Source organism: Bacteroides sp. AM16-13, from assembly GCF_003602705.1.
Classification (GTDB): domain Bacteria; phylum Bacteroidota; class Bacteroidia; order Bacteroidales; family Bacteroidaceae; genus Bacteroides; species Bacteroides xylanisolvens.
On record NZ_QTLK01000003.1, the window covers coordinates 234,658 to 247,794 of the forward strand.

At 39.2% G+C, this 13,137-nt stretch carries 6 protein-coding genes; all 6 read right to left on the reverse strand.

What is annotated here, in order from left to right; translation table 11 throughout:
- Positions 1 to 80: 80 nt before the first annotated feature.
- Genes DW173_RS03550 through DW173_RS03575 form a run of 6 tightly spaced genes read right to left on the reverse strand, consistent with a single transcriptional unit; the run spans position 81 to position 13,129 of the window.
- Entirely contained in the window at positions 81 to 1,763 is a 1,683-nt protein-coding gene (locus tag DW173_RS03550; protein ID WP_008645534.1) for a hypothetical protein, read from the reverse strand.
- Positions 1,763 to 4,906 (reverse strand): SusC/RagA family TonB-linked outer membrane protein, encoded by a 3,144-nt coding sequence (locus DW173_RS03555; RefSeq protein ID WP_049701963.1) that lies wholly within the window; start codon positions 4,904 to 4,906, stop codon positions 1,763 to 1,765. Before DW173_RS03555 ends, DW173_RS03550 begins: the two co-directional genes overlap by 1 nt.
- Before the next feature lie 21 nt (positions 4,907 to 4,927).
- On the reverse strand, positions 4,928 to 6,598 hold the full coding sequence (locus DW173_RS03560; protein WP_049701962.1) for a hypothetical protein: 1,671 nt from the start codon (positions 6,596 to 6,598) through the stop codon (positions 4,928 to 4,930).
- Between the two features lie 3 nt (positions 6,599 to 6,601).
- Positions 6,602 to 8,308 carry a DUF5108 domain-containing protein gene (locus tag DW173_RS03565; protein WP_049701961.1) on the reverse strand — a complete coding sequence of 569 codons (1,707 nt, stop codon included), beginning with the start codon at positions 8,306 to 8,308 and terminating at the stop codon, positions 6,602 to 6,604.
- Between the two features lie 17 nt (positions 8,309 to 8,325).
- Positions 8,326 to 9,864, reverse strand: a complete 1,539-nt coding sequence (locus tag DW173_RS03570; RefSeq protein WP_049701960.1) for a RagB/SusD family nutrient uptake outer membrane protein — start codon at positions 9,862 to 9,864, stop codon at positions 8,326 to 8,328.
- A gap of 13 nt (positions 9,865 to 9,877) precedes the next feature.
- Positions 9,878 to 13,129: a SusC/RagA family TonB-linked outer membrane protein gene (locus DW173_RS03575; RefSeq protein ID WP_120143742.1), complete on the reverse strand. Its 3,252-nt coding sequence runs from the start codon at positions 13,127 to 13,129 to the stop codon at positions 9,878 to 9,880.
- Positions 13,130 to 13,137: the final 8 nt, after the last annotated feature.

Below are 13,137 nucleotides of genomic sequence, written 5' to 3' on the forward strand. Positions count from 1 at the left end.
AACAAATGACGCGGATTCTCATTCAAAAACCCGCGTCACTCCACCCTAATAATCCAAACCAAAGGATGATTTGAGGATCTTTATTTTAAATTCCATTTGATAAAATAGTCTCCATTCATTATTTTGGAACGAATGTCTTCAGCATTGCCAGTAGTTTCGTACTTTTCCGAAATATACTTCGCCATGAAACTATTATCATTATAACGTTTTGCCATACGAATCATAGCCGGATAAACTTTTCCTTCGCATGCCATTTCCAGCATCATTTCTTTCAATATTTCTTCATCATTGTTTTGCTTATCGGAGGTAAAGGTACGTGATCCTAAACCACTATAACTTACTTCCGTTCCACGAATCCCCTTGTCACCATATTTACGGCTAGCGATTCCTGAAGTTCCATTTGAATAATTGTATACGGTACTAGCATTTGTCCAATGAGGGGTAAACCCATACCAGTTACCAGAATAAGTTCCTTCTTCATTAACGTCGAATTCACTAATATACCCACTAACACCAACATTAATTAAAGCGTCTATTACCGCTCTTCTACCCAACTGATTGAAAGCTTCCGCCAACATGAAATAGAGGTCTGCCCCTCGATAAGTATACACAAATACGTCATCACGATAAGCAGCACGCAAAGGACTGGAAATCGGACGAAATTTACAAACCACCCATTTTCCATTGTAATCATAAACCGTACGATCCATTCGGAAATCTTTGGTTTGATTACCCAGCGGATCGAATTCATTGTCTTTGAAACGTTCAACTGCCACTTCGGCCGGTGCTAACCAATATTTATTCGGATAATCAGAATCGAAATGTTTCAACAGATTGTTCGTCTGTCTGTTTTGATAGTCATACATGATTGCTGATGCAGATTCATAATCATACGGTGTCTCATTATTAAAAAAATTATTATAATGACTGAACAACATATCATTACGTAAAAAAGCAATAGATTGATTGTTGGTCTTTTCATACATACTATTCATTTTGTTAAGTATCATATTGATACACTGCTGGTATCTACCTAACCACAAGCAAATCTCTGCATATAAAGCATAATAAGGCGGAGTCATCATATCCCAACGACGATATTCACTGTTCGCTAATTCTGTGTCCGGATCTACCCAGTCTTTCCAAGCCGTTTCATAAGTTCCATCAATGTTATCAAAACCAATATCCAACAAATTCTTACAAGCAACCATTGTTTCATCAAGATTCAACACGTCAAACTTTGACAAGTCTCTTAATGAAGTCATCGGTTTATCCACCCAAACTACCTCTCCATAGATTTTGGCAATTGTCATAAACATCCATGTCTTAACACGTAGCGTACTGCTGACCAACGCCTTGTAATGGCTTTCGTTAATAGAATTATTTTCTTCGTATGTTTTCAATTTTCGAAGATAATCGTTGCAAGCATTAATCACTTCGTAAAATCCGGAAGGATCTGCATACGAATTACCACTCAAATCATCATCATAATTATACAAGTTATAGAGTTCAGTGGGTGCCGTTGCAGTCGGCACCACCATTTCTCCACGAAGTTCATTCAGATAAATCACCTTGTCTCCAATAGCTTGCATTTTAGTCATAATACCAATGTAACCGGAGTACATCTCACTTTCTTCCGATATATAATCCTCATTATCGAGTGTAACATCCGTATCGGGATTAAAGAAATCATCACATCCTCCCAATAAGGTAGCCGCTAGAATGAAAGCGACATTTAATAATATTTTTTTCATCTTCATCATTAGAATTTCAAGTTAATACCCAATTTGACAGATTTCGGTTGCATTACTTTCGCATAATCAAATCCTTGTATTGCACTATTACCGGACGAGTAAGCAAATTCCGGATCCAGTCCCAAGTATTTAGTAGCAGTAAGCAGATTTTCTCCTGTCACATACAGTGTGCCGGAACGGAAGAACTTCCAAACTGGCTTATCAAAACTATAGCTTAACGTAACACTCTTCATGCGCAAATAAGAAGCGTCTTCAATCCAGCGAGAAGAAAATTTGTTATTGCCAATAGCGTCTCCATAATTGGCACGCGGAATATTGGTCACTTGTCCTTCCACACTCCAACGATTGGCTACAGCAACACTTTGGTTGGAAAAAGATGAAGCTGATTCCAGTGTCTGCCTTACTGCATTGTAAGCTTCGTTTCCTTTTGAATATGAGAACTCAGCAGCTAAAGCAAACTGTTTGTAACGGATGTTGGTGTAAAATCCTCCAAAATAATCAGGAGTAGCACTACCCAAAGATACATAATCTTTAGAATCGATCCGACCATCATTATTCTGATCTACATAACGTACATCACCGGCACGGTATGGCTGATTACTACTGTTCAGCAATGCTGCCTCTTCTGCCTCCGACTGAGTGGAGTAAACACCCGTTGCCTGAAGTCCGTAAAACTCATATGGATTACCTCCTACTCGACTCACCAACATGGAACCGTCTTCATATTCAATTACTTCTTGTTCCTTGCCACCTAACGACTTGATTTTGCTTTCCATAAAAGAAATGTTACCTCCGACAATCCATTCAAAATCACGCAGGCGAACAAGTGAAGCCTGTAAAGAAAGCTCTACTCCATTATTGTCAATCTTACTGACGTTTGCATAATAAGCAGACGTACCATAAACTGCAGATTTACTAATGTTCATAATAACATCTTTACTTCTTCCACGATAGTAATCAACCCCTACGTTAATACGATTTCTTAAAATGCTTGCGTCCAAACTCAAGTTCATTTGTGAAGTTACTTCAGGTTTCAAGTGTGTATTCGGAATTTGTGTACGCAAAATACCTGACACTGCCATATATGGCGAACTACTATAATACGACTTTCCGTAATTAGAAGAAAAACGACTGTTTCCCATCAGACTATATTCCGCACGAATATCCAGACGATTTATCCAATCTTTATCAATCAGGAAAGACATGTTTTTCATCATCCAGGTGGCACTACCTGACGGATATACCTGGAAATGATTTGTATATCTTCCGTTGGCAGAAGAACCGTCAATTGCCATATTGAATGCAGTATTCAGAACATTATTATAAGTATAGTCGACATGAGCATAGATATTCGCCCAGTTCCATTTGTTCTGATAACCATCGAAATAACGACCAACAGCATTTGCAGATCCCAACACCTGATAGAAATCATTAGTAGTGTTACGGGCATATGCTCCGTCATATTCCTGCAAAGTAGTCATTGCCTGGAATCCTGCCATAACGTTCAGTGCATGACGGCTGTTGAACAACTTGTTGTAGCGCGCATTTAAATTATAAAAGTAGTTAGTGGCTTCCGCTACACCTTCTCGTATCGTATTTTCTTCTGTACCATATGAGTCGGTGATAGGAACAATGGTAAGATCCGTACGTCCCGGAACAAAAATGTGTTCTTTATTGTAATTATAATACAACCCAAACACACCACCAAGAGAAAATCCGGGAAACATTTTATAATTGAAACCAGCTTTGATATTGACGTCATACTGCCGACTTCTCGCATCTAATGTATTAACAATAGCCAGCGGATTACTTACGGCATAAGCCATATTCTCGCTAATTCCATAATAATAGGTAGAATAAACCGGAGTAAATATTCCATTATCAGATTTTTGGTAAGGGGCCAGCAACGGAGACTGTGCATAAGCAGTGAGTAACGGATTGGTACGCATATTCATTCCTTGTTCCTGATAATTGCCATTGATATATGCCAATCCGACAGTAGCATAGACTTCAAAATTCTTACTCACCAAGAAGTTTCCGTTCAACTGGGTATGGTAGCGATTCTGCTGGGTACTTTTCAATATTCCATCTTCTTTAGAGTACCCCAAAGATAAATCATATTTAGCGATAGCATCACCACCTTCTACCCGAAACAGATTCTCCGTTACGAATCCTCTCCGGTAGATTTCATCCTGCCAGTTCGTATTGTTATTGTAGTAGTTAGCATATTTGCTGTTATTAGGATCACTCATAAAAGGAAATTCAGTAAAGAACTCATCCATATTACCGAAATAACTCATACCCATATCCGACAAATACGAACGGTAGTTGATTCCGTTTAATAATGGCATACGCTTATTATTCCAATTGATACCAAATTGTCCATAGTAACTGATTTCCGTATTCATGTTGTCCGAATTAGCACCATCTGTCTCAATCAGAATAACGCCATTAGCACCCATAGAACCATATAAAGCAGCCTCTGCACCTTTCAAAATTGTAATATTCTGAATATCCTGCAGATTGTAAGCTTGGAAAATATTACGGCTCAATCCGTTAATCAACGGAGAATCATTCACGTCCGGTATATGAGGTATACCATTAATAACAACTAACGGAGCATTGTTACCCACAAACGAACGTACTCCACGGAAATTGAGATAACTTCCCTCTCCAGGCATACCGCTACCACGAGTTACCTGCAAACCGGCAATTTGTCCAGCCAAAGCACGGTCTATCTTCATGCCGGCAGGCACAAAGTCTTTTTTGGCAATATTCTCAGCGGAAGTAGTAACACCGTTTGTCTCAATACGGAAAGGCAACACCGTTGTCTCATTATACTTGTACTCCGATTCGGGAATCAGAATAATAGACATCTCCTTACGGTTATTTACCGCCTGAAACACTGTATAATACCCGGCAGCCCAAACAGAAATATTGGCTTTCTGCGGATCCTTGCATTGAATTTGAAATACTCCATTTTTGTCCGTAGTGACATCTTCACTTCCGGTGACAGAGATTACCGCACCCTCAATCGGAATATTCAGGGTAGATAATATTTTACCGCTTATTTTGCCTTGTTCCTGTGCATACAGATTAGCTGCGAACAGGCAAATTAACAGGGCGAAAAATAAAACTTGTATCTTTTTCATGTTGTCTTTATTTTCATAAGATTAATAACAGTCCTTAGTTGGTCTTAGGCACCAATGATATAACGATGCGTGTTTCAAGTTGCTTCCAGAGCCTTTAAAGCGGATCACAATTTCAGAAGCTTTATCACCTGGAATAGTAACTGTGCCTACAGTACCACCGTCACGATCGTATTTTGCTTTATCTTTAAATCCTTGTTTAACAGCTTCATCTATATTTTCCGGGTATCCCCCTTCTTTACCACGGTCGTAATGGAGAGCAGAATTGTTGTTTAATTTAGACTGTGAAAAAGTACCAACTTGAATTTCCTCTCCATCTTTGAAAATTGAAAAATCAATCGCTCCCAAGTCTTTAGCTTGCCGGAATCCCATAGCAAACGTGTAAGTTCCAGGTGGAATTTTGTATGAAGTAGCGACATAATCTTTTCCTACCATTTCACCTCTAAACGGGGTATAGTCCAGCGTATAATTTTTATTTTCCAAATCTGTCAGAGTAAAATAAAGTACCCTATATCCTATCTTGGGAAATCCTAATGCCGGCCATCCATTTATAGTTGCTTCGTCTGTTTCACTGATCTTTTCAAATGAAAGATTCGTAGTGTTGAAATACTTTTCTTTATCACTTGCGCTCAGATATTCATAGTTTCTGAAAAGTTCCTTAAGACGGTAAATCAATACGTTAGTCGGTATTTTCATTTTTGTGACACGGTAAGCCGTTCCGTTACTCATAGGAATCGGATTTTCAAGGTCTACTTCCTGTACAGTAGTACGCCATTGTTTATCAAACACAGAAGTCAGATCTTCGTTTGTTTCAAAATCTTCCTTGCTATAAACGCTGTTAAAAAAAGCAGCTTGGAACACCCAATTCTCCAAGATGCTGTCTGCGCGTACCATATTCCAATCAGCCAAATTTTTCCGTGCGGTACTCAAGGCCTGATTCACCACATCATTGGAAGGGAGCAACATAGTAGCAGTGAGATTCTCAGACATGATGTTGAATTTTCTATTCTCGAAATAAGGAGCTTTGACGGTAAATACAGAATCATACACAGTATTTCCTGTCTTATCTACTCCTATCACCGTACTTGCATTTTTATCAAATGTCAAGACATAACGTGATCTGACCATATTACGAAAAATAGAATAATCGTCTCCCAAATTCTCAATAATTTCATACAGACTTCTCGGAGACTCTACAGCCTGATCCAATAAATACAAATATCCATTGGTTAGCTTAATAACTTTAGTAACATTTGCATTGTTGAAACGAACACCGGCAACTGCTCTAGTCTCAGGAGAAGTGGTAGAAATATTTAGATACTTACCACTCCACATCAAAATACGCTGTCCGTCTTCCAAATTAGAAGGAGAGATGGATGCATCAGAAATATAGGTTTGAGCAGTATATATAGGATCATCCCCTGCTGCAATACCTGATTCTACAGCTAGAATAGTGTACATCTGTTCTTTCTCCAATAGTTGCTCCACCATACCTGTTTTGTTAAACAATTGGTACATATCGCTCAATGAAGGCTCCTGAGCCAAATAATCGGTAATGGTTGCATTAACTACAGAAATCTCCGTATTATTCACCTTACTGGTATCTTGGGCATAATGCTCATCCCATGTGTCGGTACAACTACTCCCTATCAATCCGATTAGAGCAATGCCAAATATATATTTTCTTGCTTTCATAATTTATTCGTCAAATATAGGTTCAAATAATAAGTAATCAATAAGTATACGATAGTTGGGGTCTTTACTTGCAGCAGGGTCATTCATCACTAATCGGAAAGTGTGAGTAGAAGTCTCTGTAAATTCCAGTTCAGAATAAAGCACATAGGAATAACATCCTAATGTTTTAGAAGGAACTGTCGTATAAGGAGCGCATGTAACAGAGTTTTCTCCATCAAAGCTGAAAATCATTTTCCCTCCGTTACTGCCGCCTGTACTGGTTCTTATAAATTCCATGGAAGTGGCGTAACCAAATCGTAATGTCACTTTGTACTTTCCTTTAATAATAGATGGCGTTTGCATGGAAACCCAACCTGTATTACCCAAGTTTAACATCAGGAAATCCATATTATTTGCAGTATTCCATCCATTATTGGTTCGGGTAGTAAAATAAGTGACATTGTAATAACTACCATAAGTTCCAGAAGGATTATTAAGGCTATATTCATAACAATTGAGACCTGAAACATCACACTTTTTCTCTGCTGTACCAAAAGATTCTTGGAATTTGATCCCATCTTCTCCGTTACCAGCCGCTATCCAATCGCCAATAATAGAATAATTGCATACGTCAAACAAAACAGTTTCCGGTTCGGCTTCCGCCACAGGCAAGTAAGAAGAAACTTGATGAATATAACCATTTTTAGCTTGTAAATTACAATAGTCTTCTACAAAACAAGCTCGATTCTCATCCCTGTAGTTCAAATAGAATATCTTGTCTTCTTTGCTGATTCTTATCACGCTTCCAGCATTCAGTGTATTCCATATTTTGGAGGTTGCGTCCGGTGTATCAAAGCTACGTAATTTACTCAAATCATAGCTTCCATCCAAAACATGATAAGCTACATATTGATACAATACATTCTCTGGATTAGTATAATCACTGCCTGCTCCTAACAGTTGTACCAAGTCTTGCAAACTGTTGACACCTGCTTCCTTGAATACATCGTCCGATACTGCCAACAATGTATAATTGCGTTTCTGCTGAGTGGTCTGACCCAAATCATCTACTATATCATCATATATAACATCTAATTCCGCACCCACTCCTGTAGCATCCATTGCAGATTTCAGAATTGTGTAGGGACGTCCGCTTTCAGATATACGAGCATATACACTTTCTGTAAGTGGCGTCAGCGTATTTTCCAATACATATACATAACCGTTAGATACCTTATTTGCAAACTCTATTACATGAGCTTCATTATTCAGGTAAACAGACTGCATACCACCACCTCCAACTTCCGCACTTCCGAAAGATACCATCAAGACATCATCAGAAACGGTCCTTTTTGCTAATGCCCCTTCCTTCTCTATAAAAATTTCCTGACTAATGGTATCCTGTACTATGTGATAGGACACTAGGCTACGTGCATACTCTGTACCCAAATCTTCAATGGAAGAAACTCCCTTTCGATTATAAAATTCTTTTACAGCAGCATTATTAGGTACAAAAAGTGTAAAAGACTGTGTTGCCTGATTTACAGCATTGTACAAGTCTGCATACTTCATAATGTGAATCCATTCGGAAAAGTCGTCTGACCTGTTGGACAAATAAGTTCCTGCAGGCTGCATATCGAAAACAACATATGTATCTCCGTCATACGGATCATTGCAAGCTGCACATAAAATAATGAACAGCATCCAGTATATTTTTTTCATTTTTTTCATTGCATATCGTTATTTAATTATTCATAATAAGGATTTTGCTTCAATAACGAGTTGGTGGATATGTCACTGGCAGGAATTGGCAAATACCAAGCATTGTCGTTGTCTAAAACAGAGCCCAACCATCTGCTTTCCGCGGTAAGATTATTCTCCATTATAAGTATTTTGAAGCGACTTTTATATTTGAAGTTCTGTTGCTTGCCATATCGTAACAGATCGTACCAGCGTTTTCCTTCTGCAGCAAATTCCATATCCCGCTCGTCCAGCAACATTTCCAACAATATTTCCTCAGTAGCTTCATTAATATTTTCCGCACTGACTTCATCTCGTGGTCTCAACTCAGAACGTTCACGTATTCTATTTATGATAGCCAATGCTTCTGTCCAATTGGCAGAACCGCCAATACGAATCAAAGCTTCCGCTTTCATCAACATCACATCTGCCATACGATAAATAATATAGTTGGCATCCAAAATTGTACGTACTGCTTCCCGATCGGCTACACCCAACCCTGAGTATTTCCAAATAATACCATTTTCCGGATAGCTGGTATAAGTTATACCAGCAAACGAACCATAATAGGTACGATTTACTTCATCCTGATTTTGGTAGAATTCATTTATCAAGCGGATAGTCATCGGTTCTGAATACATATAAGTATTGACCGTGACATCAGAGCCATAAGGAAGAAGTTTTGACGGACTTCCGCCTCCTTGTGCATAATTCGTTTCGTCATACTGTATCTCAAAGATAGATTCATTACTATTACCAGGATAAAACATATTGTACCATTGTCCAGGTGTTGACATAAACACGGGACGTATGGGAGCTGTGGAGTTAATCAAGTAATCAGCGTATGTAACACATTCTTCATAATCTTCCGCCCAAAGACAGGTTTCCGCCATTAGTGCATATAGAGCCCATTTGGTAGCACGTCCTTTAGTAGCCCATGTTCCGTTAAATGTTTCTTTAGCGGCATCAGTTGCCAATGCTGCACGTACATCACTTTTAATTTGTTCCAGAATCTCCACTTCGGAAGACTTTGGCACGTCAGTAGGCATGGCATCGTCTACATAAGGTTCAGTAATCAAAGGAACTTCCCGAAAGTTGCGTACTAAATATAAATACGACAGTCCACGCAAGAAATAAGCTTCCGTCAAATGTGAATCCATTTGCGATTGATAGTAACTCTCGTCTTTCTCAATTACCCCTGGTGCATATTTCAATACAGCATTTGCCATACCGATTACTTGATAGAATGTTCCCCATTGAACGGCTGATGTACTGGGCAATACTGTAAAATTCTGAATTTGACCAGCCGGAGTCGACCTTACCGGAACAATAACGGAACTTCCTCTCAATTCCCCCCAATCTATGATATAGGGAACGCAATCACGCAAACGACTGTAACCTTGTGCAAGAATTGCCTCTACATCTTCGGAAGATTCCCAATACATATCGGTAGATTGTTTATCTTTAGGCTGTACATCGAGCCAATCGCTGCATCCGCTCATTAATAAGCCACCGAATAGTAACAATATAGTAAATATTTTTTTCATTTTCGTATATCTTTTAGAAACTTAAATTAAAGCCAGCAACAAGTTGAATAGAAGCAGGTGTAGTGGCTGTATCTTTGGCATACGTATTCTCAGTCTTTACCTCTGGGTCCTGCCCTGTGTAATTAGTCCATGTGAAAAGATTGTATCCGGTTACGTACACATCAATATTGTTGAATCCCCAACGCTGAATCGCTTTCTTCGGCAAACGATAGGTGAATGATAAGGATTTTAAACGCAAATAGGAAGCGTCTTCCACAAAGCGATCAGATCCCAGTGTATTGTACCCCTCTCCATAAAGTGCACGTGGAATGTCGGTTTGATCACCTTCATTACGCCAACGTCTGAGGACAGCCGTACTTTGGTTATCAATACCACGCATAGACTCATTATTCAAGCGAGTAGCGTTAACCACATCCTGCCCGTAACGCCCATAGAAAATAGCAGATAACTTAAACTGCTTATAGCTGACATTGAGTCCTGCACCTCCTGTAAGTCTCGGATTTGAATTACCCAAATAGACTATATCGTACTGATTGATAACACCATCATGATTTACATCTTCATAGATTGCATCTCCGGGAGCCACGGTATATGATCCATTCCTCATAACAATTGCATTACCGGAAATATCTTTCATCACGTTACCTTCAATGTCACGTGCATAAGTTGCGTCTTTATTTTGATAAACGCCTTTGTAACGATAACCATAGAACGATCCCATCGGACGACCTTCTTCTCTACGATATGCGTAATTACCATTACCGAAAGTATAATTCTCTTCGATATAATTATCAGGCATTTCCGTAATCTTATTCTCATTGTGGGCAATATTGAAGTAGACTCCCACACGCCAGTCTTTGTTTTGGAACGGAACAGCGTCAACACGGAATTCCCATCCTTTATTTGTCATTTTCCCGGAATTCATGTAGCTAATTTGATAACCATTTCCATAACCGATAGTGGTCGGCATCTTTACCTTTGGTTGTAACAGGTCTTTTACATATTTCTGATAGACATCAACAGTAAAGCGAAGTTTGCCTTTTAAGAAAGTAGCATCAAGCCCTGTGTTATATTCGGTTGTTGTTTCCCATTTCAGTTTATTAAGTTGCATAGAACTCGGAGTAATGGCACTCATATCCATGTAGTTATTCCCGGAAGCATAAGAACCCAGATAGAGTGAAGCACCACTGGCTGAATTCCCGGTCTGTCCCAAACTAAAACGAAGTTTGAACTCATCCATCCAGTCATTCGAAAAATCCATGAATTTCTCATCTGCCAAATGCCAAGCTAAACCAACAGTAGGAAACATACCAAAACGTTCCGATTTACCCATGGTCGAATTGCTTTCCATACCTAGTGAAGCATTGATAATGTAACGGTTCAATAAGGTATAGTTCATTAAAGCTACACCGTTAATATTGCGTGTTTTGGAATCACCAGAACTAATTTTGCGTACAGCACTTCCAATGGTAGGATCAGCAAGTCCTGAAGATACGTTACCAGAAGTTTCGCTTCCATAGCTGGATTTATTCGTTTCCGTAGTACGGAATACTGCAGTCGCGATAATTGCATGTTTATCGTTCCAGTTTTTGCGATACATCAACTTATTTTCCGTATTTATAGTTAATAAGTCAGAAGAGGTATCCGTACTACGATTTGACATTTTGTCTGTCCATGCAAGACCAGTAGCCACCTGTGGCAAAAACATACGCCCTTTAGTATTACGGATATTCATGTTAACATATCCTTCATAAGTCAGTCCATTCAAAATGTCATATTTAATACGAAAATTCATTTTACTTTCCCGCTGTATGGTTCGGTTGACACTCTCATTTGCCATAGCAATAGGATTATAGTACTTATCACCATTAAAAGCAGGATCCAATGTAGAATTTTCATTGTGATTGAAATACTGTGATGTACGATTCCCTGTCTCATCGTCAATGTAGTAAGGTGATTTGTTCGGTGCTTTGCGGAAAGCTTCCCCACGTACATTATAATAGTTATTATTTCTCTCAGATTGAGTATAAGAGAACTGTGCATAAAAATTCAATTTGTCAGAGAACTTATAATTTACATTCAATGAAGAATTCAAGCGGCTGAAATCGGTTCCGACAGTCGTACCTCCTTCGTCCAAATAACCCAAAGAAAAACGATAAGTCGCTCTTTCACCACCACCACTCATAGAAAACGTATTTTCCCATGACTGAGTATTCCGACGCACTTCGGACAGCCAATCTGTATTCTGGTTATACTCGTCAAAATATGTCCAATCCGGTTGATAACCGATCTCAGGAGAACCGTAAAGCATTTGCAAGTAGCTGGTAGAGTTGGCAAGACCAATATAATTGGCACTATTCCACAACGCTTCAGATACCAAAGCAGAATATTGGTTACCGTTCAACATCGGAATGGTTTCCGGCTCAAACTTAGCGGAAAATTTGGATGAGAAACTAAAACGTGTTTTCCCTTGTACCCCCTGCTTAGTCTTGATAACCAATACACCGTTGGCACCGGAAGTACCCCAAACGGCAGTAGCTGCTGCATCTTTCAACACTTCGATAGACTCAATATCTTGCGGAGAGATATTCAACAAGGCACCCAAATCGTCATTATTGATGGTAGAGAAATCAGTATTATCATCAATTTCTGCCGGATAAGGAACTCCATCTACTACAATCAGTGGTTCTGCATTAGCATTCAGTGTACTACCACCACGAATCTGTATGGAAGCACGTGCTCCAGGGTCGCCACCACCTAATACAATATCCACACCACCGAGCTGTCCTTGCAAGGCATCTTCGATGGAAGTTACAGGAGCAACAGCCACCAAATCTTCCATACTAACCTTCTGCGTTGCAGAAGATTGTTCTCTAGCACTGATACCTAAGTCATTCCGTTCGATTCGTTTTCCTTGCACAACAACTTCATTAATGGTCTGTGTATCATCTTTTAGGACAACATTCAACCGTGTCTGACCGTTGTATTTGATTCTTTCACTCTTTTTTCCAATATAAGAAAAAACGATGATCAGATTGTTCTCATTCGGGATCGGAAGGTTATAAATACCGTCCAGATTTGTGACAGTACCACCTAAAGAACGGTTTTGGGAGTTGAGAATATTTACGTTCACCCCTATCATAGGTTCTGCTGTCGTCCCGAACATCTCGGTCACTTTTCCAGAGAGGACTTTCGCTTGTCCGAAAGCTTCGCCAGTAGTTGCTGCGAATACGATAGCAATCAGTATGTATTTTAATAATTTCATAATCTCTG

Bases quoted from the DNA above. Each gene is read 5' to 3' on its own strand.
- DW173_RS03560 (WP_049701962.1), bottom strand. From the start codon at position 6,598: ATGAAAGCAAGAAAATATATATTTGGCATTGCTCTAATCGGATTGATA.
- DW173_RS03575 (WP_120143742.1), bottom strand. From the start codon at position 13,129: ATGAAATTATTAAAATACATACTGATTGCTATCGTATTCGCAGCAACT.
- DW173_RS03555 (WP_049701963.1), bottom strand. From the start codon at position 4,906: ATGAAAAAGATACAAGTTTTATTTTTCGCCCTGTTAATTTGCCTGTTC.
- DW173_RS03565 (WP_049701961.1), bottom strand. From the start codon at position 8,308: ATGAAAAAAATGAAAAAAATATACTGGATGCTGTTCATTATTTTATGT.
- DW173_RS03570 (WP_049701960.1), bottom strand. From the start codon at position 9,864: ATGAAAAAAATATTTACTATATTGTTACTATTCGGTGGCTTATTAATG.
- DW173_RS03550 (WP_008645534.1), bottom strand. From the start codon at position 1,763: ATGATGAAGATGAAAAAAATATTATTAAATGTCGCTTTCATTCTAGCG.